At 64.0% G+C, this 24694-nt stretch carries 25 protein-coding genes and 1 tRNA gene; 23 read left to right on the top strand and 3 right to left on the bottom strand.

Going from position 1 to position 24694, the window contains the following annotated elements; all coding sequences use genetic code 11:
* The first annotated feature begins 126 nt into the window (after positions 1–126).
* From clpB to NDK18_RS06785, 22 genes are all read left to right on the top strand, one after another.
* Positions 127–2718: an ATP-dependent chaperone ClpB gene (gene clpB, locus NDK18_RS06890; protein ID WP_250625051.1), complete on the top strand. Its 2592-nt coding sequence runs from the start codon at positions 127–129 to the stop codon at positions 2716–2718.
* A 48-nt stretch (positions 2719–2766) separates the two neighbouring features.
* On the top strand, positions 2767–3090 hold the full coding sequence (locus NDK18_RS06885) for an FmdB family zinc ribbon protein (protein WP_250625052.1): 324 nt from the start codon (positions 2767–2769) through the stop codon (positions 3088–3090).
* Between the two features lie 119 nt (positions 3091–3209).
* On the top strand, positions 3210–3755 hold the full coding sequence (locus tag NDK18_RS06880; RefSeq protein WP_250625053.1) for a DUF3011 domain-containing protein: 546 nt from the start codon (positions 3210–3212) through the stop codon (positions 3753–3755).
* A gap of 85 nt (positions 3756–3840) precedes the next feature.
* Positions 3841–5610, top strand: a complete 1770-nt coding sequence (aspS, locus tag NDK18_RS06875; protein ID WP_250627383.1) for an aspartate--tRNA ligase — start codon at positions 3841–3843, stop codon at positions 5608–5610.
* Between the two features lie 6 nt (positions 5611–5616).
* A complete protein-coding gene (locus tag NDK18_RS06870; protein WP_343219684.1) occupies positions 5617–6255 on the top strand; it encodes an esterase/lipase family protein in 639 nt (212 codons plus the stop codon).
* A 73-nt stretch (positions 6256–6328) separates the two neighbouring features.
* A complete protein-coding gene (locus tag NDK18_RS06865; protein ID WP_250625055.1) occupies positions 6329–7063 on the top strand; it encodes a YebC/PmpR family DNA-binding transcriptional regulator in 735 nt (244 codons plus the stop codon).
* Positions 7064–7106: 43 nt separating this feature from the next.
* A complete protein-coding gene (ruvC, locus tag NDK18_RS06860) occupies positions 7107–7628 on the top strand; it encodes a crossover junction endodeoxyribonuclease RuvC (protein WP_250625056.1) in 522 nt (173 codons plus the stop codon).
* The gene (ruvA, locus tag NDK18_RS06855) at positions 7625–8224 is read left to right on the top strand and encodes a Holliday junction branch migration protein RuvA (RefSeq protein ID WP_250625057.1); all 600 of its coding nucleotides are present in this window, start codon (positions 7625–7627) and stop codon (positions 8222–8224) included. The genes ruvC and ruvA overlap by 4 nt, the downstream gene beginning before the upstream one ends.
* Before the next feature lie 2 nt (positions 8225–8226).
* Positions 8227–10107: a potassium transporter Kup gene (locus NDK18_RS06850; RefSeq protein WP_250625058.1), complete on the top strand. Its 1881-nt coding sequence runs from the start codon at positions 8227–8229 to the stop codon at positions 10105–10107.
* A gap of 134 nt (positions 10108–10241) precedes the next feature.
* Positions 10242–11096 (top strand): DUF417 family protein, encoded by an 855-nt coding sequence (locus NDK18_RS06845; protein WP_250627382.1) that lies wholly within the window; start codon positions 10242–10244, stop codon positions 11094–11096.
* Positions 11097–11219: 123 nt separating this feature from the next.
* Positions 11220–12140: a hypothetical protein gene (locus tag NDK18_RS06840; RefSeq protein ID WP_250627381.1), complete on the top strand. Its 921-nt coding sequence runs from the start codon at positions 11220–11222 to the stop codon at positions 12138–12140.
* A 249-nt stretch (positions 12141–12389) separates the two neighbouring features.
* Positions 12390–13430, top strand: a complete 1041-nt coding sequence (gene ruvB / locus NDK18_RS06835) for a Holliday junction branch migration DNA helicase RuvB (RefSeq protein WP_250625061.1) — start codon at positions 12390–12392, stop codon at positions 13428–13430.
* Positions 13427–13852 carry a tol-pal system-associated acyl-CoA thioesterase gene (gene ybgC / locus NDK18_RS06830; RefSeq protein ID WP_250627380.1) on the top strand — a complete coding sequence of 142 codons (426 nt, stop codon included), beginning with the start codon at positions 13427–13429 and terminating at the stop codon, positions 13850–13852. Before ruvB ends, ybgC begins: the two co-directional genes overlap by 4 nt.
* A gap of 4 nt (positions 13853–13856) precedes the next feature.
* Positions 13857–14546: a protein TolQ gene (gene tolQ, locus NDK18_RS06825; RefSeq protein ID WP_250625063.1), complete on the top strand. Its 690-nt coding sequence runs from the start codon at positions 13857–13859 to the stop codon at positions 14544–14546.
* Positions 14547–14568: 22 nt separating this feature from the next.
* Positions 14569–15015 (top strand): protein TolR, encoded by a 447-nt coding sequence (gene tolR / locus NDK18_RS06820; protein ID WP_250625064.1) that lies wholly within the window; start codon positions 14569–14571, stop codon positions 15013–15015.
* Entirely contained in the window at positions 15002–15943 is a 942-nt protein-coding gene (gene tolA, locus NDK18_RS06815) for a cell envelope integrity protein TolA (protein ID WP_250627379.1), read from the top strand. Before tolR ends, tolA begins: the two co-directional genes overlap by 14 nt.
* The gene (gene tolB / locus NDK18_RS06810) at positions 15940–17268 is read left to right on the top strand and encodes a Tol-Pal system beta propeller repeat protein TolB (protein ID WP_425502735.1); all 1329 of its coding nucleotides are present in this window, start codon (positions 15940–15942) and stop codon (positions 17266–17268) included. Before tolA ends, tolB begins: the two co-directional genes overlap by 4 nt.
* Positions 17269–17498: 230 nt before the next feature.
* Positions 17499–18002, top strand: a complete 504-nt coding sequence (locus NDK18_RS06805) for an OmpA family protein (protein ID WP_250625067.1) — start codon at positions 17499–17501, stop codon at positions 18000–18002.
* A gap of 50 nt (positions 18003–18052) precedes the next feature.
* Entirely contained in the window at positions 18053–18913 is an 861-nt protein-coding gene (gene ybgF, locus NDK18_RS06800) for a tol-pal system protein YbgF (RefSeq protein ID WP_250627377.1), read from the top strand.
* A gap of 12 nt (positions 18914–18925) precedes the next feature.
* A complete protein-coding gene (gene queE, locus NDK18_RS06795) occupies positions 18926–19609 on the top strand; it encodes a 7-carboxy-7-deazaguanine synthase QueE (protein WP_250625069.1) in 684 nt (227 codons plus the stop codon).
* 12 nt (positions 19610–19621) lie between these two features.
* Positions 19622–20305 carry a 7-cyano-7-deazaguanine synthase QueC gene (gene queC / locus NDK18_RS06790; RefSeq protein WP_250625070.1) on the top strand — a complete coding sequence of 228 codons (684 nt, stop codon included), beginning with the start codon at positions 19622–19624 and terminating at the stop codon, positions 20303–20305.
* A 40-nt stretch (positions 20306–20345) separates the two neighbouring features.
* Positions 20346–20421, top strand: a tRNA-Lys gene (locus NDK18_RS06785).
* 24 nt (positions 20422–20445) lie between these two features.
* On the opposite strand, the gene NDK18_RS06780 is transcribed toward NDK18_RS06785, so the two are convergent.
* Both NDK18_RS06780 and NDK18_RS06775 read right to left on the bottom strand, forming a co-directional pair.
* A complete protein-coding gene (locus NDK18_RS06780) occupies positions 20446–21654 on the bottom strand; it encodes an epoxide hydrolase family protein (protein WP_250627376.1) in 1209 nt (402 codons plus the stop codon).
* A gap of 253 nt (positions 21655–21907) precedes the next feature.
* Entirely contained in the window at positions 21908–22633 is a 726-nt protein-coding gene (locus NDK18_RS06775) for an N-acetylmuramoyl-L-alanine amidase (RefSeq protein ID WP_250625072.1), read from the bottom strand.
* A gap of 64 nt (positions 22634–22697) precedes the next feature.
* Between NDK18_RS06775 and NDK18_RS06770 the strand changes: the two genes are divergently transcribed.
* On the top strand, positions 22698–22910 hold the full coding sequence (locus NDK18_RS06770; protein WP_250625073.1) for a hypothetical protein: 213 nt from the start codon (positions 22698–22700) through the stop codon (positions 22908–22910).
* A gap of 66 nt (positions 22911–22976) precedes the next feature.
* On the opposite strand, the gene NDK18_RS06765 is transcribed toward NDK18_RS06770, so the two are convergent.
* Complete coding sequence (locus NDK18_RS06765) at positions 22977–24611, bottom strand: OFA family MFS transporter (protein WP_250627375.1); 1635 nt, start codon at positions 24609–24611, stop codon at positions 22977–22979.
* Positions 24612–24694: the final 83 nt, after the last annotated feature.

The raw sequence follows: 24694 nt of genomic DNA, 5'->3' as shown, positions 1-24694 counted from the left end.
CACGATGTAGGCACGAATGCTGCTTGAAGCGGCGGCCGCCGGGCCTCATTTGTGGACCATCGACGGCGGCGCCTCACATTCGAGGCAGCGCTCGTGCAAACCATTAAGAATGGGGTTCTAACCGTTATGCGCATGGACAAACTTACCTCGCGCTTCCAGCAGGCGCTGGCCGACGCCCAGTCGCTGGCCGTTGGCCGCGACCACAACATGCTGGAGCCTGCGCACGTATTGGCGGCGTTGATCGACCAGCAGGGAGGGTCCACCGGGCCCCTGCTGACCCAGGCCCACGTGAATGTGCCGGCCCTGCGCGAGCGGATCGGCGAGATCCTGAATCGTCTGCCGAAGGTGAGCGGTCAGGAAGGATCCTTGAGCATCGGCAACGAGCTCACGCGCCTTTTGAACCTTACCGACAAGCTGGCCCAACAGCGCGGCGACCAGTTCATCGCCAGTGAACTGTTCGTGCTGGCGGCCCTGGAGGACCGTGGTGAACTCGGCGCGGCCCTGAAGGCGGCCGGCGCCACCAAAGTCCTGCTCGAGGCTGCGATCGACAAGCTCCGAGGCGGTGAGAAAGTGCAGTCAGAGAACGCCGAGGAGCAGCGCCAGGCGCTTGAGAAATACACCATCGATCTCACCGAGCGTGCTGAAAACGGCAAGCTCGACCCCGTCATCGGCCGCGACGAGGAGATCCGCCGCACCATCCAGGTGCTGCAGCGGCGCACCAAGAACAACCCGGTACTGATCGGCGAGCCCGGCGTGGGCAAGACAGCCATTGTCGAAGGGCTGGCCCAGCGCATCGTCAATGACGAGGTGCCCGAAGGGCTGCGCGACCGCCGCGTACTGTCGCTGGACATGGGGGCACTGATCGCCGGCGCGAAGTTCCGCGGCGAGTTCGAGGAGCGCCTGAAGGCCGTGTTGAACGACCTGGCCAAGCAGGAAGGCCGGGTGATCCTGTTCATCGACGAATTGCACACCATGGTCGGCGCCGGCAAGGCCGATGGCGCCATGGATGCGGGCAATATGTTGAAGCCCGCGCTGGCGCGTGGCGAGCTGCACTGCATCGGCGCCACCACACTCGACGAATACCGCAAATATGTCGAGAAGGACGCAGCACTGGAGCGCCGCTTCCAGAAGGTGTTCGTCGGCGAGCCCACGGTGGAAGACACCATCGCCATCCTGCGCGGCCTGAAGGAGCGCTACGCCGTTCATCACGGCGTGGAGATCACCGACCCTGCCATCGTCGCCGCGGCGACACTCTCCCATCGTTACATCGCCGACCGCCAGTTGCCCGACAAGGCGATCGACCTGATGGACGAAGCGGCATCGCGCATCCGCATGGAGATCGATTCCAAGCCCGAGGAACTGGACCGCCTGGAACGCCGCTTGATCCAGCTGAAGATCCAGCGCGAAATGCTGCGCAAGGAAAAGGATGAAGAGTCCCGCCAGCGCCTGGCGGACCTTGAAGCCGACATCGATACCCTGGAGCGGGAATTTTCCGACCTCAACGAGATATGGAAGTCGGAGAAGGCGGCGCTGCAGGGCGCCACTCGCATCAAGGAACAGATCGAAGAAGCCCGGCTGGAACTGGAAGCGGCGCAGCGCCGGCAGGATTACGCCCGCATGAGCGAGATCCAGTATGGCCGGCTGCCCGAGCTTGAAAAACAGCTGGAGGCCGCGCAGCAGGCAGAGCAGCAGAACTTCAAGCTGGTGCAGGATCGAGTGACCGCCGAGGAAATCGCCGAGGTGGTCAGTCGCTGGACGGGTATTCCCGTATCCAAGATGCTCGAGGGCGAGCGCGAGAAACTCCTGGCGATGGAAACCGTGCTGCACGAGCGCGTGGTGGGCCAGGACGAAGCCGTGCGCGCAGTGGCCGATGCCATCCGCCGCGCGCGCGCCGGGTTGTCCGATCCTAACCGGCCCTATGGTTCATTCCTGTTCCTGGGTCCCACGGGGGTGGGCAAGACGGAACTGTGCAAGGCGCTGGCCAATTTCCTCTTCGACGCGCCCGACGCCATGGTGCGCATCGACATGAGCGAGTTCATGGAAAAACACTCCGTGAGCCGCCTGGTCGGTGCGCCCCCCGGTTACGTCGGCTACGAAGAGGGAGGCTACCTCACCGAGGCCGTGCGCCGCCGGCCCTATAGCGTGATCCTGCTCGACGAGGTGGAAAAAGCCCATCCGGATGTCTTCAACATCCTGTTGCAGGTGCTCGACGATGGCCGCCTTACGGACGGCCAGGGCCGCACGGTGGACTTCCGCAACACGGTGATCGTGATGACCTCGAACCTGGGCTCGAACCTGATCCAGGAACAGGCCGGTGACAGCGAGGCCGACTACATGCAGATGAAGGCCTCGGTGCTGGCCGTGGTGCAGGCGCACTTCCGTCCGGAGTTCATCAACCGCCTGGACGAGCTGGTGGTATTCCGGCCGCTGGGCAAGGCGCAGATCCGCGCCATCGCCCGCATCCAGCTCGACTACCTGGGCAAGCGCCTGGCCGATCGCCAGCTGAAGATCGACATTTCCGATGCAGCCCTCGACATCCTGGCCAACATCGGCTTCGACCCGGTCTACGGCGCCCGGCCGCTCAAGCGCGCCGTGCAGCAGCAACTGGAAAACCCGCTGGCGCAGCAGTTGCTGTCGGGCGTGTACACCAGCGGCGACACCATCACCGTCGGCGCCGAGGGCGGACATCTGGTGTTTGGCAAGGGCGGGGCGTCCTGACAGGACACCCCGCTATAATCAGCGGTCGCGACCAGGTAACCAAGCCCCATGCCCATCTACGAATTCCAGTGCCAGGCCTGCGGCCACCGCTTCGAGCGCCTGCAGAAGCTCTCCGACGCCGACCCCACCGTTTGCCCCACATGCGGCGAGCCGCGGGTGGGAAGAATGCTCAGCGCCCCGGGTTTCCGCCTGGCCGGCAGCGGCTGGTATGAGACCGACTTCAAGAAGGACGGCGACAAGAAGCGAAATCTGGCCGGCGACGGCAAGGTCGACGCGCCCAAAGCCGATACCCCCAAGGTGGATGCCCCCAAGGTGAACGCCCCCAAGGCAGACGTGCCAAAGCCTGCCGCGGCACCCTCCAGCGCCGATTGACCCGCTGGCGGCTGAATCGACCTGGCGCCTCCCGACGCCCGCGTATTCCTTCGTTCATACGGAAAGTGCAAGATCTTGCTCCATGGCGCAGCCGCGCCGGCATGGAAGGAGTTGGGACGATGAAAGCGCGTGCATGGGGCCTCGCGGCCACGTTGGGCTTGGTGGTGGGACTTTCGTTCGTGGCGGTGCCGGCACAGGCGCAACGCTGGGGCAACGGCCAGGTGGTGACCTGCGGCAGCGTCGACGGCAAATACACCCGCTGCAGCGTGCCCTGGCGCGATGCCCAACTGGTGAAACAGGATTCCGATACCCGCTGCGACAGGGGCCGCAACTGGGGCTTCGAACGCGGGGCCATCTGGGTCGACCGCGGTTGCCGTGGCCAGTTTGCCGAGGCCGGCGGCCGGCCGGGCGGTCCGGGTGGTCCGGGTGGTCCGGGGTGGGGTGGTGGTCATCCGCCTGGCGGGCGCGACCAGGTCGTGGTCTGCGGCAGCGAGAACAATCGCTACAAGGTCTGCCCGATCGATCTTCGTGGTGCACGGGTCGCCATCGTCAACAACGATTCGGACACCCGCTGCATCGAAGGTCGCAACTGGGGCACCAACCGCGACGGCATCTGGGTCAATGGCGGCTGCCGGGGACGTTTCGCTGTCCAGCGCCGCTGGTAATCGCGGCCGGCTCCGGGCCGCATGCTAGAATTCGGGGTCTTTTCCACCCGAATAATGGCCGTCGGCGGCCCGGAGCCAGCAGCGCATGCGAACGCACTTTTGTGGTCTCATCGACGAGACCCTCGTAGGCCAGGAAGTCACCCTGTGTGGCTGGGTCAACACGCTTCGCCTGCAAAGCCACGTGGCCTTCGTCGACCTTCGCGACCACGAGGGCATTGCCCAGGTCGTGATCGACCGCGACAACGAAGCCGCTTTCAAGGTGGCCGGCGAGATCGGCTACGAATATTGCATCCGCGTCACCGGCACGGTGCGCAAGCGCATCGCCGCCAACGACAAGCTGCGCACCGGTACGGTCGAACTGGTGGCCGCCACCGTCGAGGTACTCAATGCGGCGAAGGATCTTCCCTTCGCGCTGCACGAGAACCCCAACGAGGACATGCGCATGACCTACCGCTACCTCGACCTTCGCCGGCCCGAGATGCAGAAGATCATGCGCACGCGTATCGCCCTGGTGCGTTCGCTGCGCCGTTATCTCGACGACGCAGGCTTCCAGGACATCGAAACGCCGATCCTTACCAAAGCCACGCCCGAGGGCGCGCGCGACTACCTGGTGCCCAGCCGCGTGCATCCGGGCCAGTTCTACGCGCTGCCGCAGTCGCCACAGTTGTTCAAGCAGATCCTGATGATGGCGGGCTTCGATCGCTACTACCAGATCGCCCGCTGCTTCCGCGATGAAGACCTCCGCGCCGACCGCCAGCCGGAATTCACCCAGCTCGACCTTGAATTCGCCTTCGTCGAAGAACGCGACGTGCAGGATTTCGTCGAGGAGCTGATCCGCCACGTGTTCAAGGATGTGATCGACGTCCAGCTTGATGCGTCCTTCCCGCGCATGACCTGGGCCGAGGCCATGCAGCGCTTCGGCTCGGACAAGCCGGATTTGCGCAACCCGCTGGAACTCATCGACGTCGCCAGCGCCGTGAAACATGTGGAATTCCAGGTGTTCGCGGGTCCCGCCAACGATCCGGAAGGCCGCGTGGCTGCGCTGCGCGTGCCCGGCGGCGCCACCCTGTCCCGCAAGGACATCGACCAGCTCACCGAGCACGCCGCCAAGTACGGTGCCAAGGGGCTGGCGTGGCTGCGCGTGGAAGACAAATCCAAGGGGCGCGAAGGCATCGCCTCGCCCGTGGCCAAGTTCCTCGACGATGCGGCCCTGGCCTCGCTATTCGACCTCACCGGCGCCGATACCGGCGACATGCTGCTCTTCGGCGCAGGTTCCTGGAAGACGGTCACCGACTTCATGGGCCAGGTGCGCCTGAAGGTCGGCCGTGATCGTGGCTTCGTGGCCGAAGGCTGGAAGCCGCTTTGGGTCACCGATTTCCCGATGTTCGAATACGATGCCGAGGAACAGCGCTTCGTGGCGCTGCATCATCCGTTCACCGCGCCAAAGGTCGACGACATCGGCGATCTTCGCGCCAATGCCGCCACGGCGGTCAGCCGCGGCTACGACATGGTGCTCAACGGCAACGAGATCGGCGGCGGTTCGATCCGTATCCATCGCCCGGACATGCAAAGCGCCGTGTTCGGCCTGCTGGGCATCGGTGAGGAAGAAGCCGAGGCCAAGTTCGGCTTCCTGCTCAAGGCACTGAAGTTCGGCGCGCCGCCCCATGGTGGCCTGGCCTTCGGCATCGACCGCATCGCCGCTCTGATGGGCGGCACCGAATCGATCCGCGACGTCATCGCCTTCCCCAAGACCACCAGCGCCCAGGACCTCATGACAGACGCGCCGTCGGCGGTGGCCCTGGCCCAGCTGAAGGAACTGCACGTGCGCGTGGCTGACGCACTGGGCAAGGGATAACGGCCGGTGGCGACCGAGCACGTCATCCTGCTGCATGGTCTGTGGATGCGTGCCTTCGCCATGGGTTTGTTGCGCCGCCGGCTGATCGAGCAGGGTTTCGAAGTCCACCGCTTCGAGTACATGAGCGTGGCCGGCACGCCCGAGCGTGCGATCGTCCGCCTGCAGCGGAAGATGCGCGAGCTGGCGCCGGGGCGGGTACACCTGGTTGGGCACAGCCTGGGCGGCATGCTGGCGCTGCTGGCCTGCGTGGATGACGACCTGCCCGACGGTCGGATTGTCTGCCTTGGCTCGCCGCTGGCCGGCAGCGCCGCTGCGCGTGGCCTGATCGGCCACTGGGGCGGTGACCGCCTGCTGGGCAATGCCCGGGAGCTCCTCGAGCACGGCTTCGAAAGCTGGGATGGCCCGCGCGAGGTCGGCATGGTGGCCGGCTACCTGCCCGTGGGCCTGGGTTCGGTGGTGGGGGCGCTCGCCGACGAACATGACGGCTCCGTATCGGTGGCCGAAACACGCCTGCCGGGCCTGGCCGACCACTGCATGGTGGAAACCACCCATACGGGCCTGCTGATGTCCGCCGAGGTGGCACAGCAGGCGGCCTGTTTCCTGCGTGACGGCCGGTTTGCGGCCGCAAGCGCCGCGGCAGGGTAGGCGCGGGGCGCCAGACGCGGTTTTTGGAGTAAAATCCCCGGCTTCGCCACCTTGCAGCACGCAGGAACATCCCATGGGTAGAGGCCCGTCCATCGAAGGTCGCAAGAACGCCGAAGACGCCAAGCGCGCCAAGGTGTTCACCAAGCTGATCCGCGAAATCACCGTCGCGGCGCGCTCGGGCGTGGTTGACCCTGCCGGTAACCCGCGCCTGCGTTCGGCCGTGGACAAGGCCCTGTCGGCCAACATGACCAAGGACACCATCGAGCGCGCGATCAAGCGGGGCTCGGGTGCCGACGGCGGCGCCGACATGCAGGAAGTTCGCTACGAGGGCTACGGCCCGGGTGGCGTGGCCATCATCATCGACTGCGTCACCGACAACACCACGCGCGCTGTGGCCGATGTACGCCACGCGCTCACCAAGCACGGCGGCAACCTGGGCACCAACGGCTCGGTCTCGTTCCAGTTCGCCCGTACCGGCGAAATCGTCTTCGCCACGGGCGGCGATGCCGCTCAGGAAGAAAAAATCCTTGAGGCGGCGCTTGAAGCCGGCGCGGACGACGTGGTGAACGAAGGCGGCATGAGCACCGTGCTGTGCGCCGGCGAGCACTACCACGCGGTCGAGGAAGCGCTTAAAAGCGCTGGCCTGAAGGCGGAAAGCTCCGATCTGGTCATGCGTCCAGCCAACCGCGTGGCGGTGCCTGCGGAGGTGGAAGACACCTTGCGCGATCTCATCGAGTGGCTCGAAGAACTCGACGATGTCCACGAGATTTATCACAACGCCGCGCTCACCGCGCCGGTCGAAGGCTGAAGCGTCGCGGGTGGCCCATCCACCCGCAGCGACCACCCACACCATGACGCGCATCATCGGCATCGACCCGGGCAGCCAACGCACGGGCGTGGGGATTATCGACGTCGCCGACGACGGCAGCCTCCGCCATGTGTTCCACGGCGCACTGGCCGTGGCCGGCGAGGCCACCTTCCCGCTGCGGCTGAAACGAATTTTCGACGAATTGCAGGTTATCGTTGGCACGCACCTGCCCACCGAGGCCTCGATCGAGCGTGTCTTCATGGCCCGCAATCCCGATTCGGCACTTAAACTGGGCCAGGCGCGCGGCGCTGCCATTTGCGCGCTGGTCAACCAGGGGATCGTGGTGCACGAATATGCGGCCAGTGAAGTGAAGCAGGCAGTCGTCGGCGGTGGACGCGCCGACAAAACGCAGGTGCAACACATGATCGGCATCCTGTTGTCGATCAAGGGGCCCATCCAGGCCGATGCCGCAGACGCCCTGGCGATCGCCGTGACCCACGCCCATACCCGCTCGAGCACCGAACGCTTGGGCATTCCCCGCACCGCATGGAGGCGGCGCCGATGATCGGACGTTTACGCGGCATCCTGGTGACCAAACAGCCGCCCAGCCTGTTGATCGACGTCGGTGGCGTGGGCTACGAGGTGGACGCCCCGATGTCCACCATCTACGAGCTTCCGGCCACGGGCAAGGAAGTCACCCTCCTTACCCACCATGCGGTGAAGGAAGACTCCGTCGCGCTGTATGGCTTCATGCACGAACACGAGCGCGCGCTGTTCCGGAACCTGCTCAAGGTGTCCGGGATCGGCGCCAAGATCGCCCTGGCGGTGCTCTCGGGCGTATCCACCGACCAGTTCTCACGCCTGGTGCTTGCCGGCGACGTGGTGGCGCTGACCAAGATCCCCGGCATCGGCAAGAAGACCGCCGAACGCATCGTGGTGGAACTGCGCGACCGCGTGGATGCCAACGGCGTGGCTATGCCAGCCAACGGCTCGATGCCGTCGGGTGCGCCACTGGACGCCGCCGGCGAAGCCACCGTCGCGCTGCTGCAACTAGGCTACAAGCCAGTGGAAGTGTCGCGCCTGGTACAGAAAACCGCAGCCGACGGCGATGACGCCGAGGCCATCATCCGCAAGGCGCTGCGCGCCGCGCTGGGGAATTGATCGTGCAAACCAATGAAACCCGACGCCATTCGCTGGCCGCACTCGCGGCCGGCGCCGTTGGCGTCGTCTTCGGCGATATCGGCACCAGCCCGCTATACGCCATGAAGGAAACCCTCGGCACGCACGGCATGCAGCCGGAAGCGGACGCCGTGCTGGGTGTGCTGTCGCTGATCTTCTGGGCGCTGATCATGGTGGTGTCACTGAAGTACGTGACCTTCGTGATGCGCGCGGACAACAAGGGCGAGGGCGGCATCATGGCGCTGATGGCGCTGGCTCAGCGCAGCATGGTGGGCAGCCCGCGGGCGCGCTGGGTGCTGGCGGCCATCGGCATTTTCGGTGCGTCGCTGTTTTACGGCGACGGCGTGATCACCCCGGCCATGTCGGTACTCTCGGCGGTGGAAGGCCTGGAGATCGCAGCGCCCGGCCTTGATGCCTACATCATTCCGATTTGCGTGGTGATCATCCTGGTGCTATTCGGCATCCAGCGCCATGGCACGCACCTGGTGGGCCGGGCTTTTGCGCCGGTGATGATTATCTGGTTTATCGTGCTGGCGGTGCTGGGTGGGCGGCAGATCATGGCCCACCCCCAGGTGCTGTATGCGCTGAACCCGATGTATGCGGTGGAGTTCTTCCAAACGCATGGCCGCGGCGCGTTCATTGCCCTTGGCGGCGTGGTGCTGGCGCTCACCGGCGCCGAGGCGCTGTACGCGGACATGGGTCATTTCGGCAAGCGTTCGATTCGCCTGTCGTGGTTCTTCTTCGTGCTGCCGGCGCTCCTGATCAACTACTTCGGCCAGGGCGCCTTGTTGCTGCACGACCAGACGGCGATTGAGAATCCGTTCTACCGGCTGGTGCCGGAAAGCCTGCTGTATCCGATGGTGGTGTTGTCCTCGATGGCGGCGCTGATCGCCTCGCAGGCGGTGATTTCCGGGGCGTTCTCGATGACCCGCGAAGCCATGCAGCTGGGTTATTCCCCACGCATGGCGGTCAAGCACACCTCGCACCAGATGTCCGGGCAGATATTCCTGCCGTGGATCAACCGGCTGTTGCTGGTACTGGTACTGCTGGCGGTGGTAGGTTTCCGCTCATCGAACAACCTGGGTGCGGCTTACGGCATTGCGGTGACCGGTACCATGACCATGACCACCATGCTGGCCCTGGTGGTGGCGCGCAAGCGCTGGAACTGGAGCTGGCCGGCGGTGATCGCCACGGGCGTTATTTTCCTCATCGTCGACTTCGCCTTCTTCGGCGCCAACGCACTGAAGATCGCCCACGGCGGCTGGTTCCCGCTGGTGCTGGGCGTGGTGATCTTCACCATGATGACCACCTGGCGCCGCGGCCGCGACCTCGTCGTACGCGAGATCAAGCAGTCAGGCCTGGCCCTGGCTCCCTTCATCGAGAATATTGGCGAGCACCCGCCGCTGCGCGTGCCGGGCACGGCGGTATTCCTTACCGCCAACCAGAACTCCGTGCCGCACGCCATGTTGCATAACCTCAAGCACAACAAGGTGCTGCATGAGCGCAATGTGATGCTCACCGTCGATGTGCTGGAAACCCCGGTCGCCGATAACGACGAGCGCCTGGACATCATCGACATGGGCGGCGGCTTCTACGGCCTGCAGGTGCGCTTCGGATTCGCCGAGGACCCCAACATCCCGCTTGCCCTGCAGCGGTGCTCGGCCAAGGGCTTAGGCTTCGACCTGATGGACACCACGTTCTTCCTGTCCCGCGAAACCATCGTCGCCGACGTTCGCCGGCCGGGCATGGCCCTGTGGCGCGACAAGCTGTTTGCCTTCATGGCGCGCAACGCGCTGCCGGCGACGGCGTTCTTCCAGATTCCGGGCAACCGGTTGATCGAGCTCGGTGCGCAGGTGGAGATCTAGCGAGCCGCCAAGCGAACGCTTGCAGTTTCAAGCCCAGAGCAGGGCAGGACAGTTTGCGCGATTTGAGCCGAAGTCTAAAATTCCCGGCGTGTTGCATGGCATAGGATGCCGAACCACCCCATAAGGACATGCCCGTGGACCGAATCGAAGCCTTTCTTCGCCAGCATGACGACGCGCGCCACTGGTTGGGGCCGGTGGCGAAGATTTTTGCCGTGCTGCAAGCCTGGATCGCGATCAGCCTGGTAGTGGATCGGAACCCGTACTTCAATGCTTCCGGTGTCGGCATCGGGACGATGCTAGCCGGCGCATGGGTCATGCTGCTGCTGTGCGTGGCGCAGTCACGCGGGCCACGCCTGCGCGGGTTGGCGGCATTGGCCATTGCGCTAGGCTACGCCACGACCCTGGCGGGATTGTTCCTCCCGGTCGCCTGGAAGCAGGATTTTGGCGGATTCCCGGCCATCGGCGATGGGCAATCCATCATCAAGCACGCGGCGATCGCTGCGTTGGCGGCCTGGATCGGACTGGAAGCGCTGGGACGTGAACGAGCCGCGCGCCTGGCGCTGGCCGCGGCGCGATACGGCGTGATCATGGTGCTCCTGTGGATTGGCGGCGCGAAATTCACCAGCTATGAAGCCGAGGGCATCGACAGGCTGCTGCTCGACAGCCCGGTACTCGGCTGGATGCGGCAGGTATGGGACGTACGCGGCGTGTCCGACATCATCGGCGTGGTGGAAATCCTCACCGGCCTGGTATTGCTGGGCTGGCCGCATCGCCGCCGCTCCGGTGGATCCGCCCTGATGATGTGCGGGGCCACTTTCCTCACCACGCTCACGTTCTTGTTCTCCCTGCCGGGATGGTCCGTGCATGTCGGCGCGCCATGGCTGGGCAGCAGCGGGGTCTTTTTCATCGAGGACCAGTTTCTGCTGCTGGTTTGCGTGCTTTGCGTCTTCCTCGAGCGGGGCGGGGTGGGGCGCTTGGCCGCACGCTGATACTGGCGGAAAAGTTCCCAATATGAGCCGATATTGAAAGTCTTCGCTGGAGGGCGTGACTAGGATGGCAGGGTTCCCTGGTTTGCTGGGGGCAACCGAATTGCCATTGGATAGGAAACAACCATGAAGTTGGGAAACTTGCCACAGAATGTCGCCCTCCAATTGAATCAGTTTCACCATCAGCGCCAAATAGAAACTTTTGAGGGCAAACTGGGTCTGCAAAAAACTACCAGCCAAGGTTTTTTTGGCAATCTTTTCTCGGTGTCCCAGCATGCAGCGGCCAGTATGGCTAGCGCCGCCGTCAAGCATCCAGCTTCGACGCTTGTCTATGGCCTCCTGGCAAGCTCATTTCCCGGGGCCACTGCCAAAGCTCTTTCCCCAAACACGATGCCCATCGCAAGGGCGATTGATAATTGTCTGGATGCGCATCGTCACGACGGCTTCTCCATTGCATATTCGGAAGTCAGGTGCTTGGCAGATGTAGCAAACGAGATTTGCTCGGATAGGGAGCTTGGTAGTTCAAGCAGGCATAGTTTCGATTTATATCAGCCCGACCCATCCGACGCCAGAAAGAATATATGTTTAAGCCTGCTGGATAGAGGGGTTGGACGCAATGCAATTATTTCTTCCGCGTCAAAGACGACCGACGATATCATTAGAGATGTCATAAACGATGTCGTAGGCCATCCGGAATACAAGGAAGACATTGACTACTTTGATGCCCAAAATATTATCGAAGACTATGGACTTATTGGTATGGTGGACGACCGTTTCTTGGACACGCGAGATCTCGCGGACTGGATTTACCAGCGTCAATTTGAGTTGGAGCGCAAGGACGATGCGGGCAAGAGCCACGTCCACCCGCCAACAATCGATGAATTCATCCGCGCCGCGGACAACAGATACAAGGAAAGCGGCGATATAAAGGACTACGATACCTATATGGACGTACTCAGGGGCATCCGTGAGTTGAATCTGCATCAATACGTAAATAATTATTACGGCCACCTCATAGAATCTATCGCGAAGCGACTGCACCTTTAAAGTGCCCGGCGGACCGCATCGACGTCGCCCAGGCGGATTCGCCCGCTGATGTGAGGGGCCACCTTCCTCACGCTCTCTTGTTCTCCCTGCCAGGATGGTCTGTGCAGGTCGGCGTGCCGTGGCTGGGCAGAGCGGGGTCTTTCTCATCGAAGACCAGTTCCTGCTGCCGATTCGCATGCATTGCGTCTTTCTGGAGCGGGGCAGCCCCTGATGGCCGGGGGTAAACCCCGTTAATGCCATAATGTGGCAATGACCGACCGCATCGTCACCGCCGTTGCCGCCATGGACGACGAGGCCCTCGAGGCTTCGATCCGCCCGAAGCGACTGTCCGAGTATCTCGGGCAGCAGGCGGTGCGCGAGCAAATGGCCATCTATATCGAGGCGGCGCGGCGGCGGGGCGGCGCGCTTGACCACACACTGATCTTCGGACCGCCCGGCCTGGGCAAGACCACCCTCTCCCACGTGATTGCCCACGAGCTGGGGGTGAAGCTGCGCACCACTTCAGGCCCGGTGCTGGAGCGGGCAGGGGATCTGGCAGCCCTGCTGACCAACCTCGAGCCCAACGACGTCCTGTTCGTGGATGAAATCCATCGGCTTTCCCCCGTGGTGGAGGAAGTGCTTTATCCGGCGATGGAAGATTTCCAGATCGACATCATGATCGGCGAGGGGCCTGCAGCCCGGTCGATCAAGCTCGACCTGCCGCCCTTCACCCTGATCGGCGCCACCACCCGCGCGGGCCTGCTCACCGGCCCCCTGCGCGACCGTTTCGGCATCATCCAACGCCTGCAGTTCTACGATGTGGACGAGCTCACCGCGATCGTCCGCCGTGCCGCGCGCATCCTCAACATCGAGTGCGCGTTGGAAGGGGCGGTCGAGATCGCCCGTCGTTCACGCGGCACGCCGCGCATCGCCAACCGGCTGCTGCGCCGTGTGCGCGACTTCGCCGAAGTGCGTGGCGACGGCACCATCACCCACCTGGCCGCCCGTGCGGCCATGGACATGCTGAAGGTGGACCAGGAAGGCTTCGACGACCTCGACCGACGCCTGCTTCACATCATCATCAATAACTTCGAGGGTGGTCCGGTGGGCGTGGAGTCGCTGGCGGCTGCGCTTTCTGAAGACCGCGGCACGCTCGAGGACGTGGTTGAGCCGTATCTGATCCAGCAGGGCTTCCTGATCCGAAGCGCCCGGGGCCGCATGGCCAGCGCCAAGGCTTGGCGGCACCTGGGCCTGTCGCCGCCGCCACGGCAGCCGCAGGCGCCGGACCTTTTCGGCAGCGACGAGGCATGAACGCCGAGTTTTCCTGGCCGGTCCGCATCTACTGGGAAGATACGGACGCTGGTGGCGTGGTCTACCACGCCAGCTACGTGCGCTTCCTGGAACGGGGCCGTACCGAGTTCCTCCGCTCAGGCGGCATGGACCAGGTGCGCCTGAGCCAGAACACGGGTTTGGCCTTCGTGGTGAGGGAAATGACCCTGGATTTCCTCCGCCCGGCCCGACTGGATGATGAACTGCTGGTCACGGTGACGGTCAAACAGCGTCGTTCAGCAAGTATTCTTTTCGCCCAGGAGATTCACCGGATCGACGGGACGCCGCTATTGCGCGCCACGGTCCGGGTCGCCTGCGTGGAGCTTGCCTCCATGCGGCCGGTAGCGATTCCCCCCGATCTATTCCCCCATTCCCTTGTCGTTGCACCCGCTGGAGAGCCCTGATCCGATGAACGGTGGACTGAACGTATTCAAGCTGGTTACCGATGCCAGCATTCCCGTCCAGCTGGTGATGCTGCTCTTGCTGGTGTTCTCGTTCCTGTCCTGGGTGATCATCATCCGCAAGTACTCGCAGATGAAAATCGCCCACGACAACGCCGAAAGCTTCGAGGAGCGCTTCTGGTCGGGCGCCGATCTTGCGGGCCTCTATCGCGAGGTCAGCGCGCGCGGCGACCACGCCCACGGCCTGGACAACGTCTTCGAAGCCGGTTTCCGCGAGTTCGCCCGCCAGCGCAAGAGCCGCGGCAGTGATCCGGCCCGCGTGGTCGAGGGCGCCGAGCGCGCCATGCGCGTGGCCGGCACCCGCGAGATCGGCAAGTTGGAACAAAACCTCGAATTTCTCGCCAACGTTGGTTCCATCAGCCCATACGTGGGTCTGTTCGGCACCGTGTGGGGCATCATGGGCGCCTTCCAGGGCTTGGGCGAAATGAAGGACGTCACCATTTCGGTGGTGGCCCCGCATATCTCCGAGGCGCTGATCGCCACGGCCATGGGCCTGTTCGCCGCCATCCCGGCGGTGTGGGCCTATAACCGCTACGCCAACAAGGTCGAGCGGATCGCCTCGCGCTACGAGGTCTTCCAGGAAGAGTTCTCCTCGGTGCTGCAGAGGCAGATCCAGTCTTCCGACGACCTGGCCTGAGCCGGCGGGAGCCGATAACCCTATGCGCCACGCAACCAAGCGGGTCAAACGGAAGCTGAAGTCCGAGATCAACGTCGTGCCTTATATCGACGTCATGCTCGTGCTGCTGATCATCTTCATGGTCACCACCCCGATGATGAACCTCGGGGTGGACATCCAGCTGCCGCAGACCGAAGCGAAATCGCTCAAAGACAAGAAAGACCCTGTCGTCATTTCGGTCGACGAGGCGGGTCAGCTGTATCTCACCTTCGAAGGCACCAAGCGCCAGCCCACGGACATCGACGGCCTGCGCACCAAGATCACCGCGTTCCACGACGCCAACCCGGAACTGCAGGTATTGATCGCCGGTGACGAGCGCGTGCCGTACGGCAAGTTCTACGAGATCCTGCCGATCCTGCAGACCGCGGGTGTCTCCAACATTGGACTGATGAGCCAGCCGCAGTCGGGCGGGAAGAATGGAAAACCCTAAGGGCACGCCCAAGGCGGTCGTCCTTGCCGCCATCCTGCACCTTGGCATCGTCGCCTTCCTGTTCCTGGCGATCCTGCCGTGCTCGGACTACGCCGGCTTCTTCGACAAGCTGGGGTTGCCTGCGTCCTGGAACCCGATCACCTGCGAACGGCCGATCGAGCTGCCGGGCCAGATCATCAATGCCACCCTGATCGGCCCTACCGGATCGCCGCCGCCGAAGGTTGCCAAGACAAAACCTGTCAAGGATGCAACCCCGCCGCCTCCCACGCCGCCACCGCCGACACCGCCACCCCCGGTCAAGCCGCCCGATCGCGATCTCCCGCCACCGCCCAAGCAGCCGGACCTGAAAGACCAGGAAAAGGTGGTCGAGGACGCATTGCAGAAGGCCGACGACGCGAAAAAGCTTCAGGAAGAGAAGCAGAAGCAGCAGCAGGCCGAGCTCGACGCGCAGGCCGCCAAGGCCAAGAAACAGAAGGAAATCGACGAGCTCTTCAACAAGCTGGACGCGGCGCAGGCCGCGACCAAGAAGGCCGACGCGTCCAAGAAACAGGCCCAGGACAAAGCCCAGGAGCTCAAGAACGCCTCCAATGACGCCCTGCCGGACCTGCCCAACGCCGACCAGAAGCAGACCGGCACCAATGGCGCCGATACGGGCCTCGTGGGCCGTTACCAGGCCGCCATCCAGAATTCGGTGACCCAGCACTGGATCCAGCCCGATACCGTCCAGTCCGGGACAAGCTGCAAGGTGCATGTCACCCAGATTCCGGGCGGCGATGTCCTCAGCGTCAGCGTGGATTCCAGTTGTCCGTACGATGCTGCCGGTCGCCAGTCGGTCGAAAACGCCGTCCTGGCCGCCAAGCCCTTGCCCTACCAGGGCTTCGAGTCCGTCTTCCAGCGTGACATAACCATCACCTTCAGGCCGCAATGATCCCGCCCATGCGAAAACTGACCCATCTCCTTGCCTTCGCCCTTGCCGCCGCGGCCGCCTTCGTGGCCGGCCCCGTGGCCGCCCAGTCGCTCAACGTCGATATTACCCAGGGCTTGAAGTCCGCCACGCCGATCGCCGTGGTGCCCTTTGCCCAGGCCGAAGGCACCCCGCTGCCCACTGACGTCGCCGACGTCATGCGGGCCGACTTCAACCGTTCGGGCAAATTCCGCGCCCTGGACAAGAAGGACATCGTCGAGATGCCTTCGAAGGGGGCGGACATCCAGTTCGCCACCTGGCGCCTGCTCAAGCAGAACTACATCACCGTCGGCCGCATCGTCGATGCCGGTGGCGGCATGCTGCGGGTGGAATACGAGTTGTGGGACGTCAACCGCCAGCAGAGCATGCTGTCCCAGGCGTTTACCGCCCCGGCAGGCGACCTGCGCGGCGTGGCCCACCAGATCGCCGACCAGATCTATGAAAAGATCACCGGCGTCCGTGGCGCCTTCTGGACCCGCATCGCCTATGTCACGGCGGTGGGCCTGAACCGCAACGCCAACTACTCCCTGATCGTGGCCGATTCCGATGGCTACAACCCCCAGGTCGTGGCCCGTTCGAAGGAATCCCTGCTGTCGCCGGCATGGTCGCCGGACGGCCGCAAGATCGCCTATGTGTCGTTCGAAAGCGGCAATTCGGCCGTCTATGTGCAGGATATCGGCACTGGTTCCCGTACCCTGCTGGCCTCGCACCCCCGCGGCATCAACAGCGCTCCGGCGTGGTCCCCGGACGGCAGCAAGCTGGCGGTATCCCTGTCCTATGTAGGGAACCCGGAGATCTTCGTCATCGACGTCGCCTCCCGCCAGGAACGCCGGATCACCAACAACGTATCGATCGATACGGAACCGGTGTTTACCCCGGATGGCCAGTCGATCATCTTCACCTCCGACCGCTCCGGTAAGCCGCAGCTGTACCAGACCTCGGTGGGCGGGGGGGATGCCCAGCGCATCACCTTCAGTGGCGGTTTCAACGCCAGCGCCTCGGTCAGCTACGACGGCAAGCAAATTGCCATGGTGCAGGGCAACGGGAACGTGTATCGTATCGCCATCATGGACCGTAGTCTTGGCGGCCAGGTGCGCTACGTTTCGCCGGGTAACGTCGACGATTCGCCCAGCTTTGCGCCGAACGCCGGGATGCTTCTTTATGCTGCATCGCAGGGAACCCGCGGTGTGCTGTATGCGGTATCGGCCGATGGCCTGGTGCGCCAGCGCCTGGTTCTGTCGGACGGCGATGTCCGCGAACCGTCTTGGGGACCCTACCGGCAGCGTTAAGCCCCAGGCGCGCACGGCGCGACGGGGAAATACGGCAGGCGCGGAATTCCGCGCCTTTGCCATGAGAGAATTTGGCGGTTGGCTTTAGAAGGTCATCTGCGAAAGCGTGGGCACGGGTGCGGGACAGCGCCCAGCCGGCGCCAGCTTTAAAAACAACAGCCGGACCACCGGCGAGCCTGTCCCAAAAAGAAAACCGACTGTCGGATCCCAAACTGTTGAAGGAACGTCCCATGAATAAGACCGTTCGCGTCACCCTCGCCGCCCTGTTCTGCGTTGGCGCGGTGGCCGCTTGCTCGAAGAAGGCTGTCAAGACCCCGCCTCCGCCGCCGCCGGAGCCGATGGCCCAGACCCAGGCCCCGACCAACGACGGCGCCTACACGCCCGAGTCGCTCGACACCGTCGACTGCCTGCGTCAGCGCACTGTGTACTTTGACTTCGACAGCAACGAAGTGAAGCCGGAATACCAGGCTTTCCTCGCCTGCCACGCCAAGTACCTGCGTGATCGTCCGTCGGCTCAGATCCGTCTGACCGGCAACACCGACGAGCGCGGCACCCGCGAGTACAACCTGGGCCTCGGCGAGCGCCGTGGCAATGCTGTCCAGGGCGTGCTGGCTGGCCAGTCGGGCCAGGTCACCGTCGTCTCGAAGGGCAAGGAAGATCCGACCTGCCGCGAGCACAACGAAGACTGCTGGTCGAAGAACCGTCGCGTTGAGATCGAATACACCGCGAAGTAATGATGGTGTTGTCCAGGAACCACCTGGCCACTTGCAGCGTGGCGGCCTTCATGGCCGCCACGTTGTTTGGCTTTGCTTTCCCCGTGCAGGCGCAAGATACGCGTCTATCCCTGGCCGATCGCGTCAGTCGTCTGGAACAACAGGCGCAGGCCAACCAGGCCAATGCAAGCACGGTCAACCAGATTTCCGAACTGCAGCAGCAGAACGCCCAGCTGCAGGGCAAGATAGAAGAACTGCAGCATCAGCTGCAGACCATGCAGGATTCCGGCAAGAGCCAGTACGTGGACCTCGACACCCGCCTGGGGCGTCTTGAGGGCAACCGTACAGGCGCCGCACCCGCGGGCGCACCCGGCGCAGGCCCTGCAGCGGCATCGGCCGCCACCACGCCCACGCCAGCTTCCGCCGACAGCACCACCGACGACATGATGGCGCCGCCTCCGCAGGCAGCTTCGATCACCCCCGTGGGTGGCCGTGGCGCAGCACCGGCCGCCGCTGCCAAGGCGCCCGCCCCGCAGGCGGTCGACCCGGCCCAGCAAACGGCCTACAACACGGCTTTCACCGCCTTGCGCGGCGGCGATTTCGCTACATCCGCCAAGGGCTTCAAGGATTTTCTCACCAAGTACCCGGACAGCCCGCTGGCGCCCAACGCCTATTACTGGCTGGGTGAGTCGTACTACGGCGCCACCAACTATTCCGTGGCGCTGGAAGCCTTCAAGCGCCTGGTCGGCCATTGGCCCACCAGCGAGAAAGCGCCCGACGCGCTGCTGAAGATGGGCTACTGCCAGCAGTTGCTCAAGCAGCAGAACGAAGCAGTGGCCACGCTCAAATCGGTGTCGGTGAAGTATCCCGGCTCCAAGGCCGCCAGCCTTGCCGCCGAGCGCCTGCGCCGCATGCAGCAGCCGGCGAACTGACGGGCCATAGCGATGAACGCCGAGGCCCCCGTGGCGAACGCGGCGGCCCCCCGGGCCGAACGCCTGCGCATCACCGAGATCTTCCACTCCATCCAGGGTGAGGCCGATGCCATCGGCTGGCCCACGGTATTCGTGCGCCTCACCGGATGCCCCCTGCGCTGCGTGTGGTGCGATACCGAATATTCCTTCCACGGCGGCCAGTGGCACGACATCGAAGCCATCGAAGCCGAGGTGGCCCGCCATGGCGCGCGGCACGTCTGCGTGACGGGCGGTGAGCCGCTGGCACAGAAGCGCTGCCTGGTGCTGCTGGAGAAGCTTTGCAATGCCGGCTACGAGGTATCGCTGGAGACCTCCGGCGCCCTGGATGTCTCGGCGGTCGATCCACGCGTGCGCAAGGTGATGGATCTGAAGCCGCCGGACTCCGGCGAGAGCGCGCGCAACCTGTGGTCGAACCTTGAACACTTGTTGCCCCACGACCAGGTCAAGTTCGTCATCGCCAGCCGTGGCGATTTCGAATGGTCGCGCGATGCGGTCGTCCAGCATGCGATCGACCGCACCTGCATGGTGCTTTTCTCCCCCGTCCACGGCAAGGTGGATCCGCGCGAGCTTGCCGAGTGGATCCTGGCCGAACGCCTGCCGGTGCGTTTCCAGATGCAGCTGCACAAGCTGTTGTGGAACGACGCCGCGGGCCACTGATCGAGTCGAGCGATGAACGAAGTGAAACAACCCCGCGCCGTGGTGCTGGTATCCGGCGGCATGGATTCAGCCGTCACCATTTCCCTGGCCCGGGATATGGGTTTCGAAGTGTTCGCGCTGAGCGTGGCCTATGGCCAGCGCCACAACTCCGAACTCGCCGCTGCCGCACGTGTGGCCAGCATGCTTGGCGCCGCCGCGCACAAAACCGTAACCGTGGACTTGCGCAGTATCGGCGGCTCGGCGCTCACCGCCGATATCGATGTGCCGGAAGAGGGCGGTGAGGGCATCCCGGTGACCTACGTGCCGGCCCGCAACACCATCATGCTTTCCATCGCGCTGGGTTGGGCCGAAGTGCTTGGCTCCATCGACATCTTCTGCGGCGTCAATGCGGTGGACTATTCCGGCTACCCCGACTGTCGCCCGGCCTTCATCGACTCATTCCAGGCCCTGGCGAACGTCGCCACCAAGGCCGGGGTGGAAGGCCACCGGATGACCATTCACGCCCCGCTGATGGCCATGAGCAAGGCCGATATCGCCCGCGAGGGCGCGCGCCTGGGTATCGATTTCAGCCAGACGGTCAGTTGCTACCAGGCCGATGCGGAAGGCCGCGCCTGCGGTCACTGCGACGCCTGCCGCCTGCGCCGGCAAGGCTTCGAGGCCGCCGGCCTGCCCGATCCCACCCGCTACGTGTTGTGACAGGCCAACCCAACCGGTTAAACTATCAGGCTATCGCTCCGGGCCGTTAGCTCAGTTGGTAGAGCAGCGGACTTTTAATCCGTTGGTCGATGGTTCGAATCCATCACGGCCCACCATGCGTAGCAGCGGTTTGAAGCCTGCTACCGCAACGATCTGAACCCGACGCGAACTTCTTCCGACAACAGCGCCGGCTGCTCCCACGCGGCGAAGTGCCCGCCCTTGGGCAACCGGTTGTAGTGCACGAGCTTGGGAAAGGCCGCCTTGGCCCAACTCTGCGGCGCCTGGTAGAGCTCATCGGGAAAGGCGCTGACAGCCACAGGCACCGTAACGCCCTGCGGGACGAAGAACGCAAGCTTGTTTTCCCAATACAGGCGAGCGGAAGAGATCGCCGTGCTGGTCACCCAATAGAGCGTGATGTTATCCAGGATGTCGTCCCGCGTAAGGCCTTCGGGCTTGCCGTCGAATACGCGTGCGATCAACTCGTAACTGCGCGCGTCGTGATCGAGTATCCACGCCGCAAGACCAACCGGTGAATCCTCGATGGCGTACAGGCTCTGTGGCCTGAGCCTCATCTCGTTGGCGTAGCCCAGACCCGTCTTGTAGAAGAAATCCAGCTGTTCATAAGCATGGCGTTCGTCGGGTGAGAGACCCGGCGGAGGCGGGCCGCCCGCGCTGAGCGCTTTGACAATCTCCGGCGGCAAGGTGGAGGGCATGTTCAAGTGAATACCCATGACGTCCGAAGGCGCCAGTACGGCCATCTGCTCGGTTACCGGATCACCCCAGTCGCCTCCTTGCGCCACGAAGCGTTTGTATCCAAGGCGGTGCATCAGCGTGATCCAGGCGCGGGCGATACGAGGCGGATCCCAGCCAGGAGCGGTGGGCTTGCCTGAGAACCCATAGCCCGGAAGCGAGGGAATCACGATGTCGAATGCATCCGACGCGATTGCGCCATGTGCGGTGGGATTGGTCAGCGGATCGATAATCTTCAGCTGCTCGATGATCGATCCAGGCCATCCGTGCGTAACGATAAGCGGCAGCGCGTTCTTTTCCTTCGAACGGACATGGATGAAATGGATGTCCAGCCCGTCGATCTGGGTGATGAACTGCGGCAAGGCATCGAGCCTCGCTTCGACCTTGCGCCAGTCATATTCCTTCACCCAATAGCTCGCCAGCGCCTTCATCGTCGCCAGCTGAACGCCTTGGGAGGTATCGGGCACCGTTTCACGGCTGGGCCATCGTGTTGCTTCCACGCGCTTGCGTAGATCGACAAGGTCAGCATCCGGAACATGGATCTGAAACGGCGTGATGGCAGCCCCATGGCTGCTTGTCTGTTTTGCAGTGCTGCCCATGGCGATGGTCCTCTCGGAAAACCCGAGCATGCCCAACGGGGCCGCCGCGAATGTAGCTGCCGCGGCACCTAATAGTTTGCGTCGCCCGGGTGACGGCGGCTTGGCGTCGTATGACATGAGATCTCCTTGACGGATGAAATCAGTCAGCCTGCCGCTAACATGGACTTCCAGTAGGTCACACACGATCAAAGCAGACTCGACGGAATGCGTCGATAGGACTTTGGTATTAGGTTCGCGTTGGGGCGCTAGTGAATTAGCGCGTCAACGACGCCAGGATGGCCGCATCCGTCGCGTCCAGGACATCGCCTTCGCTCGCGCGGAAGTGCCGGTGGAAGGCGACCACCGCCGCGCGCGGATCACGCGTGTCGTAGCCGACCAGGCGCAGGGCGTTCATCGCATCGAAGCCGGGCGGTGCCGGCGCCAGTGGGAGCGCGTACCAGCGCCCGAATCCATAGCGCGCCAATTCCGCCCACGGGAAATAAACGCTCGGATCATCCTTGCGCCCCGGCGCGATGTCGGCATGGCCGACCACGGCGGTTTTGGCGATGCCCAGCCGTTGCGTCACATCGTTGAGCAGCGCGACCAGTGCCTGGATCTGCGCGGGCGGGAAGGGTGAGTGGCCGTCGTTGACGATCTCGATGCCGATCGAGGCTGAGTTGACGTCGGTGATGGTGCCCCAGCGCGATGCCCCCGCGTGCCAGGCACGGCGTCCGTCGTCCACCAGCTGGCGGATTTCACCGTCGGGGCCTACCAGATAATGGGCGCTTACCGGGTCGTCGCCACCTGGCTGGCGCAGCACCTGCAGCGAGGTCGCCATGTCAGGAATCGCCGTATGGTGCAGCACAATAATTTCAGGGCGACGGGCGCTTTCGTTGGGCGAGGGCGTCCAGCGGGCAAGCGGGCTGCGTTGTGGCGCCGGGCCGCTGGCACAGGCGGAAAGGAGCAGGCAGGCGGCGAGGGCAAGGGCGCGCAAGGGCATCGGACCATCATAACTTGCGAAGCGCCGCCCGGCAGTGCAGGATGCACCCGGGGAGAGGGACAACATGACTCGTTCAGAAACGATCCAGGGGCGGATCGCGCGCGTGCGCGGATTCGAAGTGGAGTTGTTCGAAGACGGATTTTCACTCATTGACCAGGGCGACGTGGTGCTCAACCGTCGCTATGTCGGCTTGTCGATGTCCACGCAAGCTGAAGCCCTGCATTTTCTCATCGCCGAGGCTCGTGCCTGGGCGAATGAGTGCCGCTCGCAGATGTAGTGGCCGTCGAGAAAACAGCGGCCCGGGTGTGAGCCCGGGCCGTCGTTGTATCTGCTACCCGGACGGTTAGAACAGCGCCGCCGCCTTGGCCAGCGCGATGTACACCCCGATCAGGAACGGGATGCCCACGGCCAGCCATGCCAGCACGCCGATCACGCCGAACGGGCCGCGTGCCGCTGCCGCCCGCTGCGCTACATCAGTAGACGCCTCGTGCTGCAGCGAGCGTTCGTGGGCGAGCTCGGCCTCGGTCATGTGGTACTTCGCGTTCACCGGCCGCACCATCGCATTGGCGATCAGCCCAATCAGCAGCAGTCCGGCCAGGATATACAGCGTGCGGTCGTATACCAGCGTGTTGGCCACACCGGCGTCCAGCTGCTTCTGCCGCAGCGAGGCGATCAGCATGGGACCGGCCACGCCCGCCACCGACCAGGCCGTAAGCAACCGTCCATGGATGGCGCCGACCATCTGGGTGCCGAAGAGATCGGCCAGGTACGCCGGCACCGTGGCAAAGCCGCCGCCGTACATCGACATCACCACGCACACCGCGATCACGAACAAGGCGGCCAGGCCCATGTGCCCGAGCGTGGGCAGCGTGCAGTACAGGATGATGCCGAGCACGAAGAACACGACATACGTCGCCTTGCGCCCGAGGTAGTCCGAGGCCGAGGCCCATGCCAGGCGGCCGACGCTATTGAACAGGCTGATCAATCCCACCAGGCCCGCAGCCGCGGCAGCGATGGCTGCCTTCTGTTCGACGGAGAGGCCGGCGGTGCCGGAACCTTTCAGGCCCAGCAGTTCGCCGCCGAAGACATCCTGGAACATCGGGCTTGCCATCGACAGCACGCCGATGCCGGCGGTGACATTCATGCACAGCACGATCCAGACCATCCAGAACTGCGGCGTGCGCCAGGCACGCGACAGATGCACGTGGTGATTTGAAATCAATCCCGTGGATTTTTCAGGCTTGGGTACCCAGCCGGCCGGCTTCCAGCCGTTGGGCGGCACGCGGAAGCCGAAGGCGCCCAGCGACATCGCCACCAGGTAGATCGCGCCCATCACCATCAGCGTGGCGGGGACGCCTGACACGCTGCCTACGCTGAAGACGGACATCAGCTTCACCGCGATCGGAGCGCCGATCATGGCGCCACCGCCGAAGCCCATGATGGCAAAACCGGTGGCAAGGCCGCGCCGGTCGGGGAACCATTTGATCAAGGTGGAAACGGGAGTGATGTAGCCCAAACCCTGTCCGATGCCGCCGAGCAAACCGCAGCCCAGGTACACCAGCCACAACTGGTGGATGGAAACGCCAATGCCTCCCAGCACCAGCCCGCCGCCCCAGCACAGTGCGGCGTAGAAGCCCGCCTTGCGCGGCCCGGCATGTTCAAGCCAGCCACCCCAGATGAAGGCGGAAATGCCCAGGACGGCGATGAAGGTTTCGAATATGTGATTGACCGCCGGAACCGTCCAGTTGCACGTGCTGGTGAACATCTGGGCGAAGAAGCCCAGGTTTGCACAGGCAGCGGCATCGGTGCCCGTCAGCAGCTTGGTCATCGGCAGCCAGAACACCGAGAACCCGTAGGCCATGCCGATGGAAAGGTGGATGGCCAGCGCCGCGGGGGGCACCAGCCAGCGGTTGAATTTCGGTCCGGCGATGATGCGTTCCCGTGCCAGTATTCCGGCATCGGCCGTGGTGTCCGACATGGTCTTCCCCCTGGTGGTGCGCGGACCTGGCTGGCCCGCGAATCGGCCCATGGTAAATGGACGAGGGCCTGTTGCCACCCGAC

It is taken from the genome of Pinirhizobacter soli (assembly GCF_015905305.1).
Classification (GTDB): domain Bacteria; phylum Pseudomonadota; class Gammaproteobacteria; order Xanthomonadales; family Rhodanobacteraceae; genus Pinirhizobacter; species Pinirhizobacter soli.
Note: the sequence above shows the minus strand (reverse complement) of the source record. Positions and strands in the feature narration are given on the sequence as shown.